Here is a 22,082-nt window from a genome sequence, read left to right on the forward strand (position 1 = left end):
TTGCGGCCGGGCCATGCCGGGTCGGTACCTGTCCTGGAAAGAGCGCAGGGGACACGGCGTGTCCCCTGTCCCTGGCGGCTGTGACGCACCGCAACAAAAGTCGCCGTTTCGTGCAGGACACGAACAGGTGGCGCGGTGCAAACTCCGTCACGAATCAACTCGACTGACGGATCGGCAGCCATGAAATTGAAGTCTCTCGCGCTGGCGCTCGCCGCCACGCTGATCGCCGGTGCCGCGGGCGCTGCAACGCTGGATCCCGTGTTCGTCACGCCGGACGTGACCCCGAACGGCAGCTTCTCGCAGGTCGTCCTCGGGTCCTTCACCCTGACGCAGGCCTCCGATGTCACCGGCTCGGTGTTCGCGGCGACCAACATCAACTTCGACAACGGCTTCAACGTGCCGCTGCAGTCGGTGAGCTTCAGCTTCGCGGGCCTGAACGGCCTGACCGATCTGGACCTGAGCGCGACGGGCTTCCGTTACGCCAACCTGGCCGCCGGCACGTATCAGTTGATCGCCAGCGGCTCGCTGAGCGGTGCCGGCTTCGGCGGCATCGCGGTGCTGTCGACGACGGTCGACGTCGTCGCGGCCGCCGTGCCGGAGCCCGCGACCTATGCGCTGATGCTGGCCGGCCTGGCCGGCATCGGTGTCGCGGCGCGTCGCCGCCGCCAGGACTGATAGTCGCGGCCGCAGGGTGCGGCCGCTGCCTTGACGGCCGCTCACGCGGCCGTTTCTCTTTCAGCCGCTCAACGCGGCCACAGCACCTTCAGCCATCGCGGGCGCCACGACAGCGTGGCCGCGACGGCCGACGCGGCGCCCGCGAGCAGCATCAGCCAGACCAGCGCGGCCATCGACGGGTGATCCGCCCTCAGGCACAGGCCCAGCGACAGCGCCAGCGCCAGCACGCCGGCAGCGCGGAGATTCCGGGCGGTGGCCGCCTTCGGCGCCTCTTCGCCGTGGACCTGCTCCCAGTGGGTGTCCATCGCCAATGCCAGCCAGCCGAAGCCCAGCACGGCGTTCGCGGCGGCGGCGCTCAGCAGCACAACGGGCTCAGCCATGACGGGCTCCCGCGGTCTTCAGGGCGGACGGCGACGCCGACTCTGCCGACGCTGAACGCCTGACCCTCTGCGCGAGCTTCCCCGCGGCGAAGAGGGCGACGGCGGCCGTCGCGATCAAGCTCAGATCCATACCGGCGACCGGCCAGTAGCCGGCCGACAGCGTCTTGCCGAGGTGGTCGCCCGTCGTGAGCGCGTTCGCGACCACCGCCGACGCCGCGCCCACGGCGATGACCCAGCATTGCTCGCGCCAGGCCGGATTCATCTTCGCCCTTGCAACCGCGCCGCCGCGCACGAAGGCATGCACCATCGTCAGCGCCCAGGTGCCCCAGAAGACATTGCGCTCCCACTCGCCCTTGTCGGCGAGCGACTCCGGCAGCAGCCGGTTGGCGATCAGCATGGCCATCGTCGCGACCAGCATGCCGGTGACCGTCGTCACCGCCAGCGCGTCGACGACGCGGCTGCCTTGTCCGCCCGCCTTGGCGTGCTGCTGCTTGCGCTTCTCGACGAAGAACAGGAAGCCCGTCGCGATGCACACGCAGCCCAGCAGCCCGCCCAGCACGTAGAGCCAGCGCAGCAGCCAGTGGCGGAAGTGCTGCAGGTGCAGCCCGGTGAGGAACTCGTTGACGCTGTCGACGGCGGTGCGCGGCGGATCCTCGCGCAGCAGCTCGCCGGTGCTCGCCTTGAAGTGGACGCCTTCGCCGGTGAGCGCGACGCGGTCGGTGCCGGCGCGATACACGCTCACGTAGGCGTTGGCGTCCCCGACGTGCTGCAGGTTGACGAAGCCCACGTCGCCGGCCATGCCCTTGGCGGCCCAGCGGCGCTGCGCCTCGGCCACCATCGCGTCGACCGACGCCAGCGGCGCGGCGACGCCGGCGCGTTCGTGCGGCAGGCCGGTCTCCTTCGCCTCGAGGCGTTCGGACAGGTCGTGCAGGTCGTGCAGCTGCGTGTGCGCCACCGGGAAATAGATGCCCGCGAAGATCACCAGCCCCGTGAACGCGAAGAAGAAGTGGAAGGGCAGGGCCACCACGCCGGTCAGGTTGTGCAGGTCCAGCGCGCTGCGCTGCACGGTCTTGTTGCGGCGGAAGGTGAAGAACTCGCGGAAGATCTTGCGGTGCATGACCACGCCGCTGACCAGCGCGGCCAGCATCATCAGCGCCGAGAAACCGACGATCCAGTAGCCCAGGTCCTTCCAGCTGAAGTGCAGGCTGTAGTGCAGTGGATAGAAGAACTCGCTGCCGATGCGCAACTGGCCCTGCGGCAGCACCGCGCCGCTGCGCGGATCGAGCGCGTGGACCGCGAAGACGGTCTCGTCCGGATCCTTCGCGTTCGGGACCTTGAAGCCCGCGAACACCGACACCACCGGATCGCGGTGCGTCGTGTACGCGCCCCAGCTGCTGACGTCGTCGAAGCGTTCCGGCAGCGGGCCGTTGACGCGACCCTCGAGCAGCGCGACGGCCTCCTTGGCCGGCTGCATCTTCTCGAAGGCGGGCTTGAGGATCTGGTCGAACGACGGCATCGGCTGCGGCTCGAAGCGCGAGGACGGGATCGCCCAGCGGTCGATCTCGCGGTCGAAGACCGACAGCGCGCCGAAGAAGAACACCACCATCAGCACGAAACCCAGCACCAGGCCGAACCAGGTGTGCAGCCAGGCCATCGAGAGCCGGAAGTTCTGGAACATGGTCCGCTCCTTTCGCGTCAGGCGAGCAGCGCGCGCTGGATCAGCGCGGCCGCTCCGGTCATGACGCCGGCGCCGGTCAGCAGCACCGCCCAGGTCACGCCGATGCGACGCGCCGCGAAGCTCCACAGGAACACCACCAGGAAGAGCAGCACGCCCAGGATGGCGCTCAGGTGCTCGGCGTCGTGGAAGGACATGCCCAGCGCATACAGCCCGCTGTGCGCGATCGCGATGAAGCCCCAGCAGAACGCGTAGCCGCCGAGGATGGCTGCGGCGATGCGCGACAGGAGCTGGAGCGGCAGCGGTCGGCTCCCCCCACGGGCGGGACTGGTCGCGGTGTCAATCATGGGCGGGCTGGCGTTGGTCAAATGGTAATGCGAGGCATTATCGTCTTCGCAACGGCCCACACCGGATGAAGTTCCAGGTCTGGCAGCAGGTCTTTGCTGAACGCGCCAACGAAAAAGCGCTCCGGAAGGAGCGCCTTGTGAGGTTGGAAGGGAAGGGTAGAAGACCGATGCAGTTCAGAGCCGCGCCATCGCCTTCGCGCAGTCGGGCACCAGCGCCGGACCCTTGTAGATCAGGCCGGTGTAGAGCTGGACCAGGTCCGCGCCGGCCTGCAGCTTGGCACGGGCGTCCTCGCCGCTGAGCACGCCGCCCACGCCGATGATCGGGTAGCCACTGCCCAGCGCCGAACGCAGCAGGCGGATCACGCGATTGCTGGCTTCGAACACCGGGGCGCCCGACAGGCCGCCGGCTTCGGCCGCATGCGGCAGGCCCTGCACGGCCTCGCGCGAGATCGTCGTGTTGGTCGCGATGACGCCGTCGATGCCGTGGCGCTTCAGGCTGGCAGCGATGACGGCGACCTGATCCTCCTCGAGGTCGGGCGCGATCTTCACGAACAGCGGGACCTGGCGGCCGCTCTCGTCCTGCAGCGCGAGGCGGCGCACCTGCAGCGGACCGAGCAGCGCATCCAGCGCCTCGTCGCTCTGCAGCTGGCGCAGGTTCTTGGTGTTGGGGCTGGAGATGTTGACGGTGATGTAGTCGGCGTGCGGGAACACGCCTTCCAGACCGATCAGGTAGTCGTCGACCGCGCGCTCGATCGGCGTCGCGGCGTTCTTGCCAATGTTCAGGCCGAGCAGCCCCCCGTGGTGGCGGAAGCTGTGCGAGCGCTTCACGTTGGCGATGAACGCGTCCAGCCCCTCGTTGTTGAAGCCCAGGCGGTTGATCAGCGCCTGTTTCGCGGGCAGGCGGAACATGCGCGGCTTGTCGTTGCCGGGCTGCGCCTTGGGCGTGACGGTGCCGACCTCGATGAAGCCGAAGCCCATCGCGCCGAGGCCGTCGATGCAGCGGCCGTTCTTGTCGAGGCCCGCGGCCAGGCCGATGCGGTTGGGGAAGCGCAGTCCGGCGACGGTCACCGGATCCGAGACCCGGGTCTGCGCCCAGGCGCATTGGGCGGGGGTGTTCTGCAGACGGGCGATGCTGCCCAGGGTCAGTTCGTGCGCGTGTTCGGGATCCAGACCGAACAGGAAGGGACGGGCGAAGCCGTAGGGGATGAGAGCCATGATGGGGGCGGATTGTCTCATCGCGCCCGGAACCGCCCGCGCCGTGCCTACTCCTGGCGTGCGAACGGTGATGGGGGACTCTCCCTGGCCCGAACGGGCCGGGGCCCGGACGAGTGCCGCGGCGGATCCACCGGAATGCCGGCCGATACGGGTGTCAGGCGGGTTCCGGGCGATCCCACGGCGGGACGTCGCCGAACCGTTCGACACAGAAATCGATCAGCGCCCGGACCTTGGGGCTGGGGAAGCGGCTCGGCAGATACACCGCGTAGAGCACGTTCGCCTCGGCCGGTCCGCCCAGCGGCGTCCAGTCCGGAAGCAGGGCGGTGAGCCGGCCCTCGCGCAGGTCGCGGCCGATCGCGTAGGTCGGCAGCACCGCCAGCCCCATGCCGGCGAGCGCCGCCACGCGCAGCGACTCGCTGCTGTTGGCGGTGAGGCCGCTCTCGAAGCGCAGCGCGCCGGAGATCTCGACCTCGGCCTCGCCGTCGACCGGATGCCGGAAGCGCCAGCGCTCCGGCGCATGCAGGTAGCCGAAGCGCAGGCAGCGGTGCCCGGCCAGGTCCGCGACCGCCGTCGGCGTGCCGTGTCGGGCGAGGTAGTCCGGCGAGGCGCACAGCACGAAGCGGATGTCGGCCAGCTTGCGCGCGACGAGCCCGGGACTCGGGCGGCCGGTCAGCCGCATCACGACGTCGAAACCTTCCTCGGCGAGGTCGACGTAGCGGTCGTTGAGCCCGAGCACGACCTGCAGCTGCGGATGCCTCGCGCAGAACGCCGCCATCAGCGCGGTGAACTGCAGGTTGCCGAAGGCGGTGGAGGTGCTCAGCCGCAGGACGCCGCGAGGCTGTTCGCGCTGGCCGGCGAGTTCCGCATCGAGCGCCTGCGCCTCCTCGATCAGGCGCTGGGCGCGCTCGTACACGCTGCGGCCCTCCGCGGTGGGGCTGATGCTGCGCGTGGTCCGGTGCAGCAGCCGGGTGCCGAGTTGCTGCTCCAGCCGCGCCACCTGCTTGCTGACGGCGGATTTCGTCGCACCCAGCAGCTTGGCCGCGCCCGAGAAGCTGCGCGCGTCCACGACGCGGGCGAAGGCTTGCAGGTCTTCCAGGCGTCCCATGGCGATCCTCCGATTGTTCTCGATCTGGAAACTCTAAAACGAATCGACAGCGGATTGTGTCCGATAGGCTTCATTTCTAGAGTTCATCCCATCGCTGTTCACCTGGGAGTCCGCGATGACGACCTCGATCCTGCTCACTGCCACCCCTGGCCCCGCGCGGCCAGACCGTCTCGGCGCCCTCGTCGCGCTGAGCCTGCCGGTGCTGTTCATCCTGCTGTGGAGCACCGGCTACGTCGCCGGCAAGCTGGCGCTGCCGCATGCGGGGCCGTTCACGCTGCTGGCGCTGCGTTTCGGGCTCGCGGCGGTGGTGCTGCTCGCCGTGTCGGTAGCGACACGCGCGCCGTGGCCGAAGACCGCGCGGGCCTGGATCCACCTCGGCGTCGTCGGGCTGCTGATGCAGGTGCTGCACTTCTCCGGCGTCTACTGCGCGATCGCCTGGGGCCTGCCGACCGGCGTGGCGGCGCTGCTGATCGGGATGATGCCGCTGGCCACCGCCATGGGCGCCCACCTGTGGCTGGCCGAGCGCATGAGCGCCGCGCAGTGGCTGGGCATGCTCGGCGGCGCGGCGGGCGTGGCGCTGGTGATCGTCGACCGACCCCTGGGCGGCGGCGCCTGGATGGCCTACGGCGCGGGCCTGCTCGGCCTGACCGGCCTGGTCGCCGGCACGCTGTACCAGAAGCGCTTCTGCGCCGGCATGGACCTGCGCACCGGCAGCGGCATCCAGATGACGGTCTCCGCGCTCGCCGTGCTGGCGCTGGCGCTCTGGCGCGAGCCCGGCGCGCCGGACTGGAGCCTGGAGCTCCTCGGCTCGACGCTGTGGCTGGGCCTGGTGAACTCGATCGGCGCGTTCAGCCTGATGTTCGTGATGATCCGGCGCGGCCAGGCCGGCGCGGTGGCCAAGCTCTTCTACCTGATCCCCGGCGTGTCGGCGCTGATGGGCATGGGATTGCTCGGCGAGCACTTCGGCGCGCTGGCGCTGGCGGGCTTCGTCGTGTCGGCTACCTCGGTGGGACTCGCCTCGATGTCCCGGTCGGGCGGATAATCGGCGGTTCCATTTCGCGATTCGGCGCCCGAGAGGGCGCACCGCCGCCGCCATGAAGCACCTCGACCACCCGCAGCACGATCGCGAGATCGGTTCCGCCGACTCCACCCGCGACGACACCCGCACCGACGACACCCGCATCGACGCGGTCCGCCCGCTGATCTCGCCGGCGCTGCTGCTCGACGAGCTGCCGCTGCCGGAAGCCTCGCTGAAGGTCGTCGAGACCGCGCGCCGCGAGATCAGCGACGTGCTGCACGGCCGCGACGACCGGCTGCTGTGCATCGTCGGCCCGTGCTCCATCCACGACCACGGCCAGGCGATGGACTACGCCCGGCTGCTCAAGGACCTGCGCGGCGAACTGCAGCAGGACCTGCTGATCGTGATGCGCGTGTACTTCGAGAAACCGCGCACGACGGTGGGCTGGAAGGGCTACATCAACGACCCGCACCTGGACGGCAGCTTCCACATGAACGAAGGCCTGCGACTGGCGCGCCAGCTGCTGCTGGACGTCACGGCGCTGGGCCTGCCCGCGGGCACCGAGTTCCTGGACCTGCTGTCGCCGCAGTACATCTCCGACCTGATCGCCTGGGGCGCCATCGGCGCGCGCACCACGGAAAGCCAGAGCCACCGCCAGCTGGCGTCGGGCCTGTCCTGCCCGGTGGGCTTCAAGAACGGCACGGACGGCTCGGTGAAGATCGCCGCCGACGCGGTGCTGGCGGCGCGCGCGAGCCACGCCTTCATGGGCATGACCAAGATGGGCCTGGCCGCGATCTTCGAGACCCGCGGCAACGATGACTGCCACCTGATCCTGCGCGGCGGCAAGGCGCCGAACTACGACGCGGCCTCGGTGCAGGCGGCGGCCGAGGTGCTGAAGGCGGCGGGGCTGCGCGAGCAACTGATGATCGACTTCTCGCACGCGAACTCGTCGAAGAAGTACGAGCGCCAGATCGACGTCGGACACGACGTCGGCGCGCAGATCGCCGGCGGCGACGAGCGCATCACCGGCGTGATGGTCGAGTCGCACCTGCAGCCGGGCCGCCAGGACCTGCTGGCCGGCCAGACCAAGTCCGACCTGCTGCCCGGCGTGTCGATCACCGACGCCTGCCTGGGCTGGAGCCAGACCGAGCCGCTGATGCGCTCGCTGGCGGCGGCGGTGCGCCAACGTCGCGAGCGACGCGTGGCCTGAGCGCATGTGGGGCACGATGACGACGCTGGTGGCCCATCCGTGGGCTTACCCGGCGTTCTCGGTCGTGCACCTGATCGGGCTGGGCGCGTTGTTCGGTGGACTGCTGGTCTTTGAACTGAGGACCTTGGGCGTGCGCCGCGAGCTCGATCCGTCGTCGCTGGCGCGGCTGGCAATTCCCACGGCATTGGCGGGCTTCGCGCTGTGCGCGGCGTCGGGCGCGGCGATGTTCGCGATCCAGCCGCAGGAGCTGTGGGTCAATCCGGCGCTGCGGATCAAGGTCGCGCTGATCGCGCTGGCAGGCCTGAACGCGGCGTGGTTCCACTGGCGCGGCGGCGTCCGCGCGCAGGACCGCCTCGGGCGCTGGCAATGCCTGCTGTCGTTGGGTATTTGGGTCGCTGTCATCATCTGCGGGCGCTGGATCGCGTTTGTCTGACGCGCTCGTCTGACATCCCGCCCGCCGGCGCGTCCTTCACTTCCTTCTCTTCCTTCCAGGAGGCTCCGAAGGAACGTCGTCTGTTGCTGGCCGCGCTCGCGGCCGGGCCCCTGATGCCCGCCACCGTCCGCGCCCATCATGGGTGGAGCGGCTTCGACCAGGACCGCCCGCTGTACCTCGAGGGCCGCGCGGCCAAGGTCACCTGGCGCAATCCGCATGCGGAACTGGATCTGGACGTGCCGGAGCGGCTCGTGCTGCCGGCCGACCTGAAGCAGCGGGCGCTGCCGAAGCAGACCACCGCCGTCGACGGCGAGGCCCTGCTCGCGAAGACGCAGCTGCCCACGCGGCGCGACCGGCGCTGGGAGGTCGAACTCGCGCCGCTGACGCGGCTGGAGGCCTGGAAGATCGAGGAGATCAGGCCTGGCACCGAGGTATCGGTGATCGGCGTCGCCGCGCCGGGCGAGCAGGGCGCGGCGGTGCTGCGGGCCGAGTACCTGTTCGTCGGCGGGAAGGTGTACGGGCTGCGGTCGTCGCCGGCCTGAACGTCCTTGAGCGGCAGAGATAATCCCGCCTTTCCTCCCTCGCCATCTACGACGAGCCGTCGCTCGCTCCTCCCATGACCCAAGACGAATTGAAGACCCTGGTCGGCCAGGCCGCATTGCAGTACGTGACGCCGGACACGGTGGTGGGCGTGGGCACCGGATCGACGGTGGACAAGTTCATCGACGCGCTGGCGGCGAGCGCGATCCGCATCTCGGGCGCGGTGTCGAGCTCGGTGCGCAGCACGGAGCGGATGAAGGCGCTGGGCATCCCGGTGCTGGACGCCTCGGAGGTCGAGTCGCTGCAGGTCTACATCGACGGCGCCGACGAGATCGACCGTCAGGGCCACATGATCAAGGGCGGCGGCGCCGCGCTGACGCGCGAGAAGATCGTCGCCGACCTGGCGCAGACCTTCGTCTGCATCGCCGACGAGAGCAAGCTGGTCGACGTGCTGGGCGGGTTCCCGCTGCCGGTCGAGGTGATCCCGATGGCTGCCGCGCAGATCGCGCGCCGCTTCCGGGCGATGGGTGCGGAGCCGGTGCTGCGCAAGGATTGCGTGACCGACAACAGCTGCCAGATCCTGGACGTCAAGGGCCTGAAGATCACCGACCCGGCCGCGTTCGAAGCCGAGGTCACCCAGTGGCCCGGCGTGGTCACGGTCGGCGTCTTTGCCCGCAACAAGGCCGGCGTGTGCCTGCTGGGCACCGCGCAGGGCGTGAGGACGATGACGTTCTGAACCTTCTCTTCCAGAACGGCAACGAGGCCCCGCGGGGCCTCGTTTTTCATCCTGCTCCAGGAACGCTCAGCGAAGCCGGAACACCGAGATCGCCGTGGCCAGTCGTTGCGATTGTTCCTTGAGGCTCTCGGCCGCGGCGGCCGATTCCTCGACCAGGGCCGCGTTCTGCTGCGTCATCTGGTCCAGCTGGCCGATGGCCGCGTTGACCTGGTTGATGCCGTCGCTCTGCTCGCGCGACGCGGCGCTGATCTCGCCGATGATGTCCGCCACGCGCTGCACGCTGGCCACGATCTCGGTCATCGCGCCGCCGGCGTCTTCCACCAGGCGCGATCCCGATTCGACGCGCTCGACGCTGGCGCCGATCAGCGTCTTGATCTCCTTGGCCGCCTCGGCGCTGCGTTGCGCCAGCGAGCGCACCTCGCTCGCGACCACCGCGAAGCCGCGGCCCTGTTCGCCGGCCCGCGCGGCTTCCACCGCGGCGTTCAAAGCGAGGATGTTCGTCTGGAACGCGATGCCATCGATGGTGCCGATGATGTCGGCGATGCGGCGCGAGCTGTTGCTGATGTCGCCCATGGTGCTCACCACCTGACCCATCACCGCGCCGCCCCGTTGCGCCGTTTCCGCGGCCGAGCTCGACAGCTGGTTGGCCGTCATCGCCGAGTCCGCCGTCTGGCGCACCGTGCCCGTCAGCTGCGTCATCGACGCGGCGACTTCCTGCAGGTTGGACGCCGTCTGCTCGGTCCGCGCGCTCAAGTCGTGGTTGCCCGTGGCGATCTCCGCGCTGGCGGTGCCGATGTTCTCGGCCGAGCCTCGCACGTCGCCGATCAGCTTCAACAGCTGCGATTGCATGCCGCCCAGCGATCCCAGCAGTTGTCCCGTCTCGTCGCGACCGCCTTGCGGCACGCGTTGCGTCAGGTCGAAATGGGCGATGGCGTCGGCCACTTCGGCGGCGCCGCGCAGCGGGCCGGTGATCGACCGCGTCAGCGAGACTGCGAACCACACGCCCAGACCCAGTGCAACCAGAGAGAACACCAGCAGCGCCGTCCGCGCCCGGCCGTTGGTCGCGTCGAGCTGCTTGGCCGCGTCGTCGAGCAGCGACCGCTTGTGCTGCACGATCGCCTGGATCGCTTCCTGGAACTTGGCCGCGGCGGGCTGGAACTCGCGGTCGAAGACCTCGCGCGACTTGTCGGCGTCGCCGGCCTTCTTGGCCGCGGCCACCGCGTCGCGCGTGCTCAGGTACCCCTTGCGGGCTTCGCTGAGCGTCTCGAACATCTTGCGTTCCTCCGGCGTGACCATGTAGCCGTCGAGCTGCTTCTGCAGCTCGCCCGATTGCTTGGTCGACTCGGCGGAGGTCGTCGCGAAGAATTGCGCCAGGCTGGGATCCGCGCTGACGGCGATCGCGCTGGTGCGGTTCACGCCGTTGGTGATGTTGCGGTACCAGTCGGAGGCGACGCGCTCGGCCGCCAAGTCCTGGTTGAGCATCACGTCGGTCTCGGCGGCCACGCGGCCCAGGGCCAGGTAGCTCAGGCCCGAGCCGACGAAGGCGATCAGCAGCACCAGGCCCAGCACCACGCCGAGCCGCTGGCCGATCGATCGGCCCGCCACGAGATGAATCATGAATGTGTCTCCCGGAATATTGAATCCGCTTGGATCCGTTTGGATTCGTCTGCCTGCGCCCATGCGGACGCGCAGCGCCCTTGATGGCACCTTCGCTCCATATCGACGCGTACGTGTTGAAACTTAAATGGTTCGGAGCAGGGGCGCCGGACAATGCGCCATCCGTCACGACACCCGGCCCGACGCCGGCATCCGCCATGTCCGACACGACCTCTTCGACCTCCTCGGCGAACACCTCGACGACCGCGGTGAGCGGCAGTTTCCTGCAGGTGATCGCGCATTACCACGTCAAGCCGGGCCTGGGCGACCAGGTCGGCGCGCTGCTGGTCGAGCTGACCGAGGCCACGCGCCGCGAAGCCAAGAACCTGGCGTATGCGTTCTACCGCTCGCCGCAGGATCCGGACCGCTATGTGATCCTCGAGCAGTACACCGATGCGAGCGGCCTGGACGACCATCGCGCGTCCGAGCACTTCCAGCGCCTGGGCTTCGGCTCCATCATCCCGATGCTGGTGTCGCGCGAGGTGACCAGCTATGTGGTGCGCACCGGTGTTGACGGAAAAGCGGTGGACGCCGTCAAGGCCTGACCCCCGAAAAAACGAGGGGAGTTGACGTCGCGCAAAGGGGGATCGAATCCCCCGTCGTCTCCCCCGGAAGTTGAATTGCTGATCTCTCACGCGGTGGCAGAGTGATTGCCTTGGACGGGCGAGGGCGCCTGTCATTGCGATGGAGAAGTTCATGCAGTTCAACGAAGACGGGCGGCGCGCCAGCGCGATGAGCGGCAACGCGATGAGCGGGAACGCCGAGCTGGCGCTGCAGGTGCAGATGCTGAAGACGCGCCTGGATGTGGTGTTGCCGACCCTGGCGACGCGAGAGCAGTTGCAGCAGGAAGTGGGCGCGCTCCGCCGGGAGATCGGCACGGTGCGCGCCGAGATCGGCAGTCTGCGGTCGGAAATGCATCAGGCGTTCACCCACTTGCTGAAGTGGGGCATCGGCGTCGCGCTCACGTCGATCATGGCGGCGGCGACCGTCGTGACGGCGATGGCGCCGATGCTTCAGCTCTCCCCGCGCGGTCGGGACGTCCTGGCATTGGCGGCGGTGACCGACAAGGCGCCAGACGCGCAGCGCGAGTAGACGCTCTAGGTCGTGGCCCGGTGCGCTTTGGCGGCGAAGCGCGCCGGATCGAGGGCCTCCGCGAGGCTCGCTTCCATCGGCCAAGGCGCGCCCGTCAACTGCGCGGCGACGAGCTCCGCGCACAGCGTCGCCCACGTGATCCCGCGCGAGGCGAGGGCACCCACCACCATCAGTCCGGGCTGACGCGGCCAGAAGCGCGCCTGCTCCGCGCGCCGCTCGGGCTTTCCGGCAGGCAGGGCGCCGACGATCGGAAGCCGGTCCGGCGAGAGGCTGCGCCAGCCAACGCGGCCCGCCAGCGGCAGGTCTTCGGGGATCGCCGCCGACGACAGCAGTGCCCGCAACCGATCGATGTTCTGGGCCTGGTCCGATGAACGAAGCGTGGGATCCATGTCGCCGCCGTCGGTACTTGCGCCGAAACACATCGCGCCGTCGGGGAGGCTGAGCGCGTAGCCCAGCCCCGCCACGGGCATCGCCAATGGCGGTGGGGCCAGGTCTTGCGGCATGACGCTCAGCTGCCCGCGTTGCGCCACCGTCGGCCAAGGCGGCCCCGCCGTCCAGTCGGACGCCAGAGAGCCGCTTCCGATGCCCCCGCACAGCACGACGGCGTCCGCGGTGGCAATGATGTCGCCGGCGCCATTCAGTGCCGACCAGCGGCACTTCTCATCGTCACGATGCAGGCGCGCGACGGGGGTGTTCAGGTGCAGTTGGAAGCCATCAGATCCAGCCGCTTCATTCGCTTTAGCCGCATTAGCCGCTTCGGCCGCGTCGGCGAGCCACGCTCTCACGAGTGCCGGCGGCGAGACCGCGCCACCGCCCGGGAAGAACCACGCGGGCTGGCTCAAGGCGAAACCCGCCTTCGCGCTCGCCGCCTCGGCGTCCAGGGCCTGGACATAGTCGTCGGGGAGGCCGCTCCGGGCCAGCAGCGTCTGCATCTGCGTCAACGCTTCGGGATCCCGCTCGACGCGCAGCAATCCCCATTGCAGCCAGGGCAGGGCAGGCGAGAGGCGGCGCAATTCGCGCTCGGTCGCCTGCGCTGCCGCGCGGCTGAAGCGGGCATGCGGACCGTCTTCCGCGTGCAGCGTGCCGTGGAAGAGTCCGCCCGGATTTCCGGAAGCTTGGGGTGCGGTCGTCGCCCCCCCTTCGAGGACCGTCACCCGCAGGCCTTCGCGTGCCAGCACGCGCGCACAGGCCGCGCCCGCCAGGCCGGCGCCGATGATCAGCACGTCCTCGGCATCCGGCGCGATGGCGGTCCGGCCCGGCGGCACCGGCGGCCGATGGCGAGGCGCGAAGCGCGCCACCGTGTTCTGCCATTTGCCGCCGATGCCGGGCCGCTTCTCGACCTCGAAGCCGGCCGACGTCAAGCCGTCGCGCACGCCGCGGGCGACGCTCCAGGTCGCGGCCGTGGCGCCCGGCGCGGCCAGGCGGCCCACCTGCTTGAGCACGGCCTCGTCCCACAGCTCGGGGTTCTTCGCCGGCGCGAAGCCGTCGAGGAAGAACGCATCCACGGTGGCCACCAGTTCAGGCATCCACTCATGTGCGTCGCCGAAGGCCAGCATCAGCCGGACGTGGCCGTCCTCGAAATCCAGCGTGTGCAGGTTGGGCGTGAGCGCCGGCCAGGCGTCGAGCAGTTGCCGCGCCAGTGCGGGCTCCGGCGACGCCGCGTGTGCGCGTTCGAGGTCAGCCCGCATCAGCGGGTGCTTCTCGATGCTGAGGAAGACCAGCCGTTCGCAGCGTGCCGGGTCGTCGCGCCACGCAGCCCAGGTGGCGAGGAAGTTGTTGCCCAGTCCGAAGCCCGTCTCGAGCACGACGAAGCGCCGCCGGCCCGCCCACCGGTCCGGCAGACCATTGCCGCCGAGGAACACCTGCCGCGCCTGTGCGAACGCCCCGGACGGAGCGTGGTACGAGTCGCCGAAATCCGGCGCGCTCGGGATGGCGCCGGAGAAATCGACGCGAGCCGGGAGGATGGGCGCGGTCTTCATGGGTCGGAGGAATGGCCGGGAGTATGCCCAACGTGATCTCGCGGGGCGCCCGCAGCATCGGAGGACGGAAACGACAACGGCGCCTGGGAAGGCGCCGTTGCATCACGGAAAGACCGCGATCAGGAGTTCGGGATCAGGAATTCGACTTCGGACGCGTCAGCGCCGCGCCGGCCGGACGGTTGCCCTGGCTGCCGTGACGACTGCCCTGGCCTTGACCTTGACCCTGGCCTTGGCGCTGACCGCCTTGACCCTGCGCCTGGCGTTGGCCTTGACCCTGGCCTTGTCCGCCCTGGCCCTGACCTTGGCGCTGACCGCCTTGGCCTTGCGATGGACCGCCAGATCTCTGGCCGCCGCCTTGGGCGCCTTGCGCGGGACGACCTTGGCCTTGACCCTGGCCGCCGCCCTGCGGACGACCACCTTGGCCTTGCGAACGGCCACCGCCGCCGCCGCCGCCACCGCGACGGCCGCCACCGCCACCACCGCCCGCCGGACGCGGCGAGCCCGAGGACTTGCCCAGGCCGCCGTTCAGCACCATGCGGCCCAGCACGATCGGCTCGGCCTTGGCGTTCGGGTCCGGCTCGAAGCCCGGCACGACCTCGCGCGGGATCTCGCGCTTGATCAGCTTCTGGATCTCACGCAGGAAACCTTCCTCGTCGACGCACACCAGCGACAGCGCTTCACCCTGCGCGCCTGCGCGGCCGGTGCGGCCGATGCGGTGCACGTAGTCTTCGGCGACGTTGGGCAGCTCGTAGTTGATGACGTGAGGCAGTTGGTCGATGTCGATGCCGCGCGCGGCGATGTCGGTCGCGACCAGCACCTTCAGGTCGCCGCTCTTGAACTCGGCCAGCGCCTTCGTGCGGGCGCCCTGGCTCTTGTTGCCGTGGATCGCCATGGCGGTGATGCCCGACTTGTCCAGGTACTCGGCCAGGCGGTTCGCGCCGTGCTTCATCCGCGTGAACACCAGCACCTGGTGCCAGTCGTTCTTCGTGATCAGATGGGCCAGCAGTTCCTTCTTCTTGTCGCGGTCGACCGGATGGATGCGCTGCGCGATCGTGTCGGCCGTCGCATTGCGGCGCGCCACCTCGATCAGGCCCGGCTTGTCCAGCAGGCGGTCGGCCAGCGCCTTGATCTCGTCGCTGAAGGTCGCGGAGAACAGCAGGCTCTGCTTCTTCGCCGGCAGCAGCGCGAGCACCTTCTTGATGTCGTGGATGAAGCCCATGTCGAGCATGCGGTCGGCTTCGTCCAGCACCAGGATCTCGACCTTGGACAGGTCCAGCGTGCCTTGCTGCGCGTGGTCCAGCAGACGGCCCGGTGTCGCCACCAGGATGTCCACGCCCTTGCGCAGCTGGCTGATCTGCGGATTCATGCCGACGCCGCCGAACATGACCATGCTGGTCAGCGGCAGGTACTTGCCGTAGGTGCGCACGCTTTCCTCGACCTGGGCCGCGAGTTCGCGGGTCGGCGTCAGCACGAGCGCGCGGATCGCGACGCGGCCCTTGGCGTCACGCACGGGCTTGCCGGTGGAGAGGCGTTCCAGCAGGGGGAGGGTGAAGCCGGCGGTCTTGCCGGTGCCGGTCTGGGCGCCGGCCAGCAGGTCGCCGCCGGTGAGCACGGCGGGGATCGCCTGGCTCTGGATGGGGGTGGGGGTCGAGTAGCCGGCATCGGCGATCGCGCGGAGCAGGGGCTGGGAGAGCCCCAATGCGTCAAAACTCATAAGCTGCTTTGTTGGTGCCCGAACGGGCTTTGTGTGCAGCACGCCGGCCCCGTGGGGGCTGGCGCCAGTCTTCGGCTGCCGTGGGAGAGCGTGAGCTCAAAAGATAAAGCCGCGGCAAGACTGAGCCGCGGCGATGGGGCCATTGTAGCTGACGGGGTCTGTGACCCTTGTGAGCGATTGGTTCGGAACGCCTGTCCGACCGTGAGGTGGGACCGGACTTCGGCTCGAGCGATCGACTGCGCCGCCAGTGCGGAAAAGCAGCGATCCGGACAGCTTTCAGCAAGCTGGGTGACAGCCCTCACTCAGGCAAGCGTGTCGGCGCCCGCAGCCGTGTTTCAGTGCGGTAAACCGCGGGTAAAAAGGGCGGTGAGGCCCGTCCTGATCGGGGTTCAAACGGGATTGCAGCGGCATAGTCTTGCGCCAATGTGTCCACTTGTCCCATCGTCATGAGCGCCCTGTTTCCCGATCCTGCCGCCGGCACCCATCTGCTGCTGCTGGACCCCGACCCGCATGCGCGCCTGCGATTCGCCGGCCTGATGCGGGCCTGGGGCTTCCGCGTCACCGACAGCAGCGAGGCGGCCCTGCTGGACCGCGTGCCGCTGCTGCCGGTGGACCTCGCCTTGATCGATCCGAGCGATGCCCGCGAGGCCGGCTGGAGCGCGTTGACGCGGCTCAGACAGCGATCGCGGATGCCGGTGATCGTGCTGCTGCAGCACGACAGCACGCTGGAGCGGGTCCTGGCGCTGGAGCGCGGGGCGGATGCGGTGCTGGCGAAGGACGGGGAGCCGCGGGAGCTGCAGGCGCGCATCAAGGCGCTGTTGCGCCCCCGTGAGGGCGATGCGGCCGAGGTGCTGATGTTCGGGCGGTTCAAGCTGGAACCGATGACGCGCCGGCTGTCGGGCCCGGGCGGGTTCTGCGTGGTGCTGTCGCAGAGCGAATACAAGCTGCTGCGGGCGTTCCTGGAGCGACCGCACAGCGTGCTGCAGCGGCAGGAGTTGCTGCATCTGGCGCGAGGCGACGGCGTCACGGCGTTGGAGCGGTCGGTGGACCTGATGGTGTCGCGACTGCGGCAGAAGCTGCACGACGATCCCAGCTCGCCGTTGATCCGCACGGTGCGCGGGATCGGGTATCTGTTCGATCCGCCGTTGCGTTGAGGGACTGAAACGGCTGCTGGCCCTCACCCCTCCCTCTCCCGCAAGCGGGAGAGGGAGAAAGAGAGGGGTGCCCTCCGGGGTTCAGCGCGGCTACTTCGACGTGACTGAAGCCCAGCGCAGTTCGAACCAGTTGTCGGGACGGTGGACCACCGTCACGTTGGCGCGGGTCGCCCACGGGATCATCTGGCGGTGCAGCGGGATCAGGTGCGTCTGTGCGCGGAACTCGCGCAGCGCGGCCTTGATCAGTTCCTCGCGCTTCTTCGGATCGGCTTCCTCGCTGGACGCGGCGGCGAGCTGATCGAACTTGTCGTCGCGCCAGTTGCCGAAGTTGTACTGGCCGACCGACTTCTCGCCGCGGTTGCGCATCAGCGGTGTCATCGCAACTTCCGCATCGGTGATGCTGCCGCCCCAGCCGTACAGGTAGAGGCTGGTGTCCAGCTTCTCCAGCTTGGGGAACATCAGCACGCGCGGCTGCGCGTTGACGCTGACCTTCACCTTGAGCTGCGCCCACATCGATGCCAGCGCCAGGCAGATGCGCTCGTCGTTGATGTAGCGGTTGTTGGTGCAGTCCAGCGTGACCTCGAAGCCGTTGGCGTAGCCGGCGTCGGCCATCAGCTTGCGCGCGGCGGCCAGGTCGAAGGGCAGGCGCGTCTCCAGTTGCGGATCGTTGAAGGCGCCCAGCGTCGAGGGCGTCAGTCCGCCGGTGGGCAGGCTCAGGCCGTTCATCAGCTTGGTGCGCATCGTGTTGATGTCGATCGCCTGGTACAGCGCCTGGCGCACGCGCAGGTCCTTGAACGGGTTCTTGTCGCCGGGCACCTTGCCGTACAGCAGCTTGTCGCGCGACTGGTCCATGCCGATGAAGACGATGCGGTTCTCCGGGCCTTCCTGGACCTTGACCTGCGGCGTCTGCTTCAGCTTCGGGATGTCGCGCGGCGAGGGGTCGAGCACGAAGTCGATCTCGCCCGACACCAGCGCCGCCAGGCGCGTCGCGTCGTTGGCGATCGGCGTGTAGACGGCGTCCTGCACGTTGCCGTCGAACTTGCCCCACCAGGTCGGGTTGCGCTTGAAGGTGGTGCGGATGCCGGGCTCGCGCGCCACCATCGCGTACGGCCCGGTGCCGTTCGAATGCGTCGCGGCGTAGGTCTCCTGCTTGTCCTTGAAGTTCTGCGGCTTGGCGACGTTGTGCTGCTCGCACCACTTGCGGCTCATGATGAACAGCGTGTCCAGATGCTGCAGGAAGATCGGATTGACCTTGTCGAGCTGGAACTCGACCGTGAAGTCGTCGATCTTCTTCGGCGTGCCGACGGCCTGCGCGTACACGCTGATCTGCGAGTACGGGTCCTTGGCCCGGTTAATCGAGAACACCACGTCGTCCGCCGTGAACGGCGTGCCGTCCTGGAATTTCACCCCCTGGCGCAGCTTCAGCCGCCACAGCGTCGGCTTGAGCTGCGTCCACTCGGTAGCAAGACCCGGCACCAGGTTCAGGTTGCGGTCGCGTGAGACCAGGCGCTCGTAGACCTGGCCGTTCATCGCGTTGGTGACGATCTCGTTCTGCGAATGCGGATCGGCCGTCTGCATGTCGCCCTGGCTGGCCCAGCGCAGTGTCTGTGCATGCGCGCTGCCCCCGATGAGCGCCATCGTGAGCGGGAGCGCGGCCAGGAGGCCGACGGTGCGCGAACGAACGGAGACGGTGCGCGAGATGGAACGGAACAGCATGGTGGTCATCTCTGAAGAAACCGGAAGGGGCGGGGAAGGGCCGTCGAGTTTATGGGCACCGGCGGAAGCTGCGACAATGCACGACTATTGCCCGGGCGCCCCGCCGCCCACGCAGGGCCCGGCGCACGCCGAACGGCCCCCAGGTCAACCCACGAAACGCTGAAGAACCATCGCCATGGCTCAATACGTCTTTTCGATGAACCGCGTCAACAAGACGGTTCCTCCGAAGCGCCACATCCTCAAGAACGTCTCGCTGTCCTTCTTCCCCGGCGCCAAGATCGGCGTGCTGGGCCTGAACGGCTCGGGCAAGTCCACGCTGCTGAAGATCATGGCCGGCGTCGACAAGGAGATCGAGGGCGAGGCGATCCCGATGCCCGGCATCAAGATCGGCTACCTGGAGCAGGAGCCGCAGCTGAACCCGGACCAGACCGTGCGTGAAGCGGTCGAGGAAGGCATCGGCGGCGTGCTGGCCGCCAAGAAGCGCCTGGACGAGGTCTACGCAGCCTACGCCGAGGACGGCGCCGACTTCGACGCGCTGGCCGCCGAGCAGGGTGAGCTGGAGGCCATCATCGCCGCCGCCGGTTCCGAGAACACCGACCTGCAGCTGGAACTGGCCGCCGACGCGCTGAACCTGCCGCCGTGGGACGCCAACATCGGCGTGCTGTCCGGCGGCGAGAAGCGCCGCGTCGCGCTGTGCCGCCTGCTGCTGTCCAAGCCCGACATGCTGCTGCTGGACGAACCGACCAACCACTTGGACGCCGAATCGGTCGAGTGGCTGGAGCAGTTCCTGCAGCGCTTCCCCGGCACCGTGGTGGCCATCACCCACGATCGCTACTTCCTGGACAACGCCGCCGAGTGGATCCTGGAACTGGACCGCGGCCACGGCATCCCCTGGAAGGGCAACTACTCCGACTGGCTGGACCAGAAGGAACGCCGCCTGGAGCAGGAACAGAAGACCGAGGACGCCCGCGCCAAGGCGATGAAGGAAGAACTGAAGTGGGTGCGTTCGAACGCGAAGGGCCGCCAGGCCAAGAGCAAGGCGCGTCTGGCCCGCTTCGAGGAACTGAGCGACGTCGACTACCAGAAGCGCAACGAGACCAACGAGATCTTCATCCCGGTGGCCGAGCGCCTGGGCAATGAGGTCATCGAGTTCGAGGGCGTGACCAAGTCCTTCGGCGACCGCGTCCTGATCGACAACCTGTCGTTCAAGGTCCCGGCTGGCGCTATCGTCGGCATCATCGGCCCGAACGGCGCCGGCAAGTCGACGCTGTTCCGCATGATCCAGGGCGTCGAGACGCCGGACAGCGGCACGGTGAAGATCGGCAAGACGGCCAAGCTGGCCTTCGTCGACCAGAGCCGCCAGAGCCTGGACGCCAACAAGACCGTGTGGGAAGACGTCTCGGGCGGCCTGGACAACATCATCGTCGGCAAGTTCGTGATGCCGTCGCGCGCCTACATCGGCCGCTTCAACTTCAAGGGCAACGACCAGCAGAAGATGGTCGGTCAGCTCTCCGGCGGTGAACGCGGCCGTCTGCACCTGGCCAAGACCCTGGCCCAGGGCGGCAACGTGCTGATGCTCGACGAACCGTCGAACGACCTGGACGTCGAAACCCTGCGCGCGCTGGAAGAAGCGCTGCTGGAGTTCGCCGGCTCGGCGATGGTGATCTCCCACGATCGCTGGTTCCTGGACCGCATCTGCACGCACATCCTGGCCTGCGAAGGCGATTCGCAGTGGTTCTTCTTCGACGGCAACTTCCACGAATACGAAGCCGACAAGAAAAAGCGCTTGGGCGAAGAAGGCGCACGTCCGAAGCGCGTGCGTTTCAAGCCCATCACCTGAGTTCCCAGGCTCCCAGCCATCAGGCCGCCCCTCTGGGGCAGGCCTTGCCAGGCGCCCGCGATGTCTCGATTTCAAGAGGCGCCGCGGGCGTTTTTCATTGGGGTCGATTCATTTCACGAATCTTTACGGGGCGCCCACGGCCAATTGACGCGCGCCGTCGACCATTTCCTCACCCCAGAACGATTTGGAGATTCCGAGATGGTCAAGAGCTTCTCCCGCCCCCTGAAGATGCTGGCCCTGGCCGCGACGATGAGCGTGGCCGCACTGGCCGCGCAAGCTCAGCCGGCCCCCGGCGACGCGCCGCCGCCCCCGCCGCACGGCATGCACCGCGGCGGTCCGGACTTCGGCGGCCCCGGCTTCGGCCCCATGGGCGCCATGCACGGCAAGCTGCTGAAGGACGCCGGCGTCACCGACGCGCAGCAGGCGCAGATCAAGCAGATCTTCGAAGCCGCGCACAAGGACCTGAAGTCGCAGCGCGATACCGAGCGCCAACTGCACGAACGCATGCAGGCGCTGTTCACCGCGCCCACCGTCGACGCCAATGCCGTCGAGCAGGTGCGCCAGCAGATGCACGCCGCGCATGACGTCGAGTCCAAGCGCATCACGCTGGCGATGATCGATGCGTCGCGTGTCCTGTCCCCCGAGCAGCGTGCCAAGATCGCCCAGCTGAAGAACCAGCAGCGCGAGAAGATGAAGGAGCGCATGAAGGACCGCGCCGAGCGTGCCAAGGAACGCCGCGGGGCCAACGAGGCCAACCCGGTCCCGAAGCCTTTCACTGACCGCTGAACGCACGAGGCCGGCTATGCTTCAGTCTTTCGATGAGTCCGCGGCGCGCGGCCTGGCCGATCCGGCCCGGTCGGTGGCTGCACCGCAACGCCCGATGAACCCACGACTGCTTCTGATCGACGACGACGCCCGGCTCACCGCGATGCTGGGCGACTACCTCAGCAGCGCCGGCTTCGATGTCAGCTTCGCCGGTTCGCTGGCGCAGGGTCGCACCGAGCTCGAGTCCGGCCAGTTCGAACTGCTGGTCCTGGACTTGATGCTGCCCGACGGCGACGGCCTCGAGTTCTGCCGGCAACTGCGCGGCGACAAGCGCTGGCGCCGCCTGCCGGTGCTGATGCTGTCGGCGCGCGGTGAGCCGATGGACCGCATCCTCGGTCTGGAGCTGGGCGCGGACGACTACCTGCCCAAGCCCTTCGAACCCCGGGAGCTGCAGGCCCGCGTGAAGGCGCTGCTGCGCCGCACCGAGCCGCAGGCGATGGGCGACGAGGTGCTGCGCTTCGGCCGCCTGGAGATCGACCTGGCGGCACGCCAGGTGCGCCTGGACGGCAACGCCTGCGACCTGACGAGCCACCAGTTCGACCTGCTGGTCGTGCTGGCGCAGAGCCCCGGCCGCGTGCTCTCGCGCGACCAGATCATGGACGCGCTCAAGGGCCATCCGCTGGAAGCCTTCGACCGCTCGATCGACGTGCACATCTCGCGCATCCGTTCGGTCATCGAGGACGACGCCAAGAACCCGCGCCGCGTGCTGACGGTGCGCGGCGCCGGCTACGTGTTCGCTCGCAAGCAGGACGCCGAAGGCCTGGAATGAAAG

Annotated in this window: 21 protein-coding genes; 12 read left to right on the forward strand and 9 right to left on the reverse strand. The window is 68.7% G+C overall.

The window, feature by feature from the left end; translation table 11 throughout:
- Window positions 1–180: 180 nt before the first annotated feature.
- Window positions 181–675, forward strand: coding sequence for an FxDxF family PEP-CTERM protein (locus VF536_RS00660; RefSeq protein WP_331612837.1), 495 nt, complete (start codon window positions 181–183; stop codon window positions 673–675).
- Window positions 676–743: 68 nt separating this feature from the next.
- On the opposite strand, the gene VF536_RS00665 is transcribed toward VF536_RS00660, so the two are convergent.
- From VF536_RS00665 to VF536_RS00685, 5 genes are all read right to left on the reverse strand, one after another.
- A complete protein-coding gene (locus VF536_RS00665; RefSeq protein ID WP_331612838.1) occupies window positions 744–1,055 on the reverse strand; it encodes a DUF3325 domain-containing protein in 312 nt (103 codons plus the stop codon).
- Window positions 1,048–2,733 carry a PepSY-associated TM helix domain-containing protein gene (locus VF536_RS00670; RefSeq protein ID WP_331612839.1) on the reverse strand — a complete coding sequence of 562 codons (1,686 nt, stop codon included), beginning with the start codon at window positions 2,731–2,733 and terminating at the stop codon, window positions 1,048–1,050. The genes VF536_RS00665 and VF536_RS00670 overlap by 8 nt, the downstream gene beginning before the upstream one ends.
- Before the next feature lie 17 nt (window positions 2,734–2,750).
- Window positions 2,751–3,077 carry an iron uptake protein gene (locus VF536_RS00675; RefSeq protein WP_331612840.1) on the reverse strand — a complete coding sequence of 109 codons (327 nt, stop codon included), beginning with the start codon at window positions 3,075–3,077 and terminating at the stop codon, window positions 2,751–2,753.
- Between the two features lie 174 nt (window positions 3,078–3,251).
- Window positions 3,252–4,292, reverse strand: a complete 1,041-nt coding sequence (locus VF536_RS00680) for a quinone-dependent dihydroorotate dehydrogenase (RefSeq protein ID WP_331612841.1) — start codon at window positions 4,290–4,292, stop codon at window positions 3,252–3,254.
- Between the two features lie 154 nt (window positions 4,293–4,446).
- Complete coding sequence (locus VF536_RS00685) at window positions 4,447–5,397, reverse strand: LysR family transcriptional regulator (protein WP_331612842.1); 951 nt, start codon at window positions 5,395–5,397, stop codon at window positions 4,447–4,449.
- A 115-nt stretch (window positions 5,398–5,512) separates the two neighbouring features.
- Here VF536_RS00685 and VF536_RS00690 point away from each other — a divergent pair, with 115 nt between their 5' ends.
- From VF536_RS00690 to rpiA, 5 genes are all read left to right on the forward strand, one after another.
- Window positions 5,513–6,439, forward strand: coding sequence for a DMT family transporter (locus VF536_RS00690; protein WP_331612843.1), 927 nt, complete (start codon window positions 5,513–5,515; stop codon window positions 6,437–6,439).
- 52 nt (window positions 6,440–6,491) lie between these two features.
- Window positions 6,492–7,625, forward strand: a complete 1,134-nt coding sequence (locus VF536_RS00695) for a 3-deoxy-7-phosphoheptulonate synthase (protein ID WP_331612844.1) — start codon at window positions 6,492–6,494, stop codon at window positions 7,623–7,625.
- 16 nt (window positions 7,626–7,641) lie between these two features.
- Window positions 7,642–8,058 carry a hypothetical protein gene (locus tag VF536_RS00700; protein ID WP_331612845.1) on the forward strand — a complete coding sequence of 139 codons (417 nt, stop codon included), beginning with the start codon at window positions 7,642–7,644 and terminating at the stop codon, window positions 8,056–8,058.
- 113 nt (window positions 8,059–8,171) lie between these two features.
- A complete protein-coding gene (locus VF536_RS00705; protein WP_331612846.1) occupies window positions 8,172–8,600 on the forward strand; it encodes a DUF6152 family protein in 429 nt (142 codons plus the stop codon).
- Window positions 8,601–8,674: 74 nt separating this feature from the next.
- Window positions 8,675–9,334, forward strand: a complete 660-nt coding sequence (gene rpiA / locus VF536_RS00710) for a ribose-5-phosphate isomerase RpiA (protein ID WP_331612847.1) — start codon at window positions 8,675–8,677, stop codon at window positions 9,332–9,334.
- A gap of 66 nt (window positions 9,335–9,400) precedes the next feature.
- Here rpiA and VF536_RS00715 read toward each other — a convergent pair whose 3' ends face one another.
- Window positions 9,401–10,951, reverse strand: coding sequence for a methyl-accepting chemotaxis protein (locus VF536_RS00715; RefSeq protein ID WP_331612848.1), 1,551 nt, complete (start codon window positions 10,949–10,951; stop codon window positions 9,401–9,403).
- 197 nt (window positions 10,952–11,148) lie between these two features.
- Between VF536_RS00715 and VF536_RS00720 the strand changes: the two genes are divergently transcribed.
- On the forward strand, window positions 11,149–11,535 hold the full coding sequence (locus VF536_RS00720; RefSeq protein ID WP_414710243.1) for a putative quinol monooxygenase: 387 nt from the start codon (window positions 11,149–11,151) through the stop codon (window positions 11,533–11,535).
- A gap of 151 nt (window positions 11,536–11,686) precedes the next feature.
- A complete protein-coding gene (locus tag VF536_RS00725; RefSeq protein WP_331612849.1) occupies window positions 11,687–12,082 on the forward strand; it encodes a hypothetical protein in 396 nt (131 codons plus the stop codon).
- Window positions 12,083–12,087: 5 nt separating this feature from the next.
- Here VF536_RS00725 and mnmC read toward each other — a convergent pair whose 3' ends face one another.
- A complete protein-coding gene (mnmC, locus tag VF536_RS00730; protein WP_331612850.1) occupies window positions 12,088–14,061 on the reverse strand; it encodes an FAD-dependent 5-carboxymethylaminomethyl-2-thiouridine(34) oxidoreductase MnmC in 1,974 nt (657 codons plus the stop codon).
- Between the two features lie 133 nt (window positions 14,062–14,194).
- Window positions 14,195–15,775: a DEAD/DEAH box helicase gene (locus tag VF536_RS00735; RefSeq protein ID WP_331612852.1), complete on the reverse strand. Its 1,581-nt coding sequence runs from the start codon at window positions 15,773–15,775 to the stop codon at window positions 14,195–14,197.
- A gap of 446 nt (window positions 15,776–16,221) precedes the next feature.
- On the opposite strand from VF536_RS00735, the gene VF536_RS00740 reads away from it, so the two are divergent.
- Window positions 16,222–16,929 (forward strand): response regulator transcription factor, encoded by a 708-nt coding sequence (locus tag VF536_RS00740; protein ID WP_331612853.1) that lies wholly within the window; start codon window positions 16,222–16,224, stop codon window positions 16,927–16,929.
- A 90-nt stretch (window positions 16,930–17,019) separates the two neighbouring features.
- Here the strand turns inward: VF536_RS00740 and VF536_RS00745 are convergent, their stop codons facing one another.
- Window positions 17,020–18,645, reverse strand: coding sequence for an ABC transporter substrate-binding protein (locus VF536_RS00745; RefSeq protein ID WP_414710244.1), 1,626 nt, complete (start codon window positions 18,643–18,645; stop codon window positions 17,020–17,022).
- Window positions 18,646–18,820: 175 nt separating this feature from the next.
- Here VF536_RS00745 and ettA point away from each other — a divergent pair, with 175 nt between their 5' ends.
- The 3 genes from ettA (at window position 18,821) to VF536_RS00760 (ending at window position 22,079) form a co-directional block, all read left to right on the forward strand.
- Window positions 18,821–20,485 carry an energy-dependent translational throttle protein EttA gene (gene ettA, locus VF536_RS00750; protein WP_088407498.1) on the forward strand — a complete coding sequence of 555 codons (1,665 nt, stop codon included), beginning with the start codon at window positions 18,821–18,823 and terminating at the stop codon, window positions 20,483–20,485.
- Between the two features lie 198 nt (window positions 20,486–20,683).
- Window positions 20,684–21,271, forward strand: a complete 588-nt coding sequence (locus VF536_RS00755; RefSeq protein ID WP_331612854.1) for a Spy/CpxP family protein refolding chaperone — start codon at window positions 20,684–20,686, stop codon at window positions 21,269–21,271.
- Window positions 21,272–21,365: 94 nt separating this feature from the next.
- Entirely contained in the window at window positions 21,366–22,079 is a 714-nt protein-coding gene (locus tag VF536_RS00760; protein ID WP_331612855.1) for a response regulator, read from the forward strand.
- Window positions 22,080–22,082 lie beyond the last annotated feature (3 nt).

It is taken from the genome of Roseateles sp., from assembly GCF_036486225.1.
GTDB lineage: Bacteria > Pseudomonadota > Gammaproteobacteria > Burkholderiales > Burkholderiaceae_C > Roseateles.

Bases quoted from the DNA above. Each gene is read 5' to 3' on its own strand.
- VF536_RS00660 (WP_331612837.1), top strand. From the start codon at position 181: ATGAAATTGAAGTCTCTCGCGCTGGCGCTCGCCGCCACGCTGATCGCC.
- VF536_RS00665 (WP_331612838.1), bottom strand. From the start codon at position 1,055: ATGGCTGAGCCCGTTGTGCTGCTGAGCGCCGCCGCCGCGAACGCCGTG.
- VF536_RS00670 (WP_331612839.1), bottom strand. From the start codon at position 2,733: ATGTTCCAGAACTTCCGGCTCTCGATGGCCTGGCTGCACACCTGGTTC.
- VF536_RS00675 (WP_331612840.1), bottom strand. From the start codon at position 3,077: ATGATTGACACCGCGACCAGTCCCGCCCGTGGGGGGAGCCGACCGCTG.
- VF536_RS00680 (WP_331612841.1), bottom strand. From the start codon at position 4,292: ATGGCTCTCATCCCCTACGGCTTCGCCCGTCCCTTCCTGTTCGGTCTG.
- VF536_RS00685 (WP_331612842.1), bottom strand. From the start codon at position 5,397: ATGGGACGCCTGGAAGACCTGCAAGCCTTCGCCCGCGTCGTGGACGCG.
- VF536_RS00690 (WP_331612843.1), top strand. From the start codon at position 5,513: ATGACGACCTCGATCCTGCTCACTGCCACCCCTGGCCCCGCGCGGCCA.
- VF536_RS00695 (WP_331612844.1), top strand. From the start codon at position 6,492: ATGAAGCACCTCGACCACCCGCAGCACGATCGCGAGATCGGTTCCGCC.
- VF536_RS00700 (WP_331612845.1), top strand. From the start codon at position 7,642: ATGACGACGCTGGTGGCCCATCCGTGGGCTTACCCGGCGTTCTCGGTC.
- VF536_RS00705 (WP_331612846.1), top strand. From the start codon at position 8,172: ATGCCCGCCACCGTCCGCGCCCATCATGGGTGGAGCGGCTTCGACCAG.
- rpiA (WP_331612847.1), top strand. From the start codon at position 8,675: ATGACCCAAGACGAATTGAAGACCCTGGTCGGCCAGGCCGCATTGCAG.
- VF536_RS00715 (WP_331612848.1), bottom strand. From the start codon at position 10,951: ATGATTCATCTCGTGGCGGGCCGATCGATCGGCCAGCGGCTCGGCGTG.
- VF536_RS00720 (WP_414710243.1), top strand. From the start codon at position 11,149: ATGTCCGACACGACCTCTTCGACCTCCTCGGCGAACACCTCGACGACC.
- VF536_RS00725 (WP_331612849.1), top strand. From the start codon at position 11,687: ATGCAGTTCAACGAAGACGGGCGGCGCGCCAGCGCGATGAGCGGCAAC.
- mnmC (WP_331612850.1), bottom strand. From the start codon at position 14,061: ATGAAGACCGCGCCCATCCTCCCGGCTCGCGTCGATTTCTCCGGCGCC.
- VF536_RS00735 (WP_331612852.1), bottom strand. From the start codon at position 15,775: ATGAGTTTTGACGCATTGGGGCTCTCCCAGCCCCTGCTCCGCGCGATC.
- VF536_RS00740 (WP_331612853.1), top strand. From the start codon at position 16,222: ATGAGCGCCCTGTTTCCCGATCCTGCCGCCGGCACCCATCTGCTGCTG.
- VF536_RS00745 (WP_414710244.1), bottom strand. From the start codon at position 18,645: ATGCTGTTCCGTTCCATCTCGCGCACCGTCTCCGTTCGTTCGCGCACC.
- ettA (WP_088407498.1), top strand. From the start codon at position 18,821: ATGGCTCAATACGTCTTTTCGATGAACCGCGTCAACAAGACGGTTCCT.
- VF536_RS00755 (WP_331612854.1), top strand. From the start codon at position 20,684: ATGGTCAAGAGCTTCTCCCGCCCCCTGAAGATGCTGGCCCTGGCCGCG.
- VF536_RS00760 (WP_331612855.1), top strand. From the start codon at position 21,366: ATGAACCCACGACTGCTTCTGATCGACGACGACGCCCGGCTCACCGCG.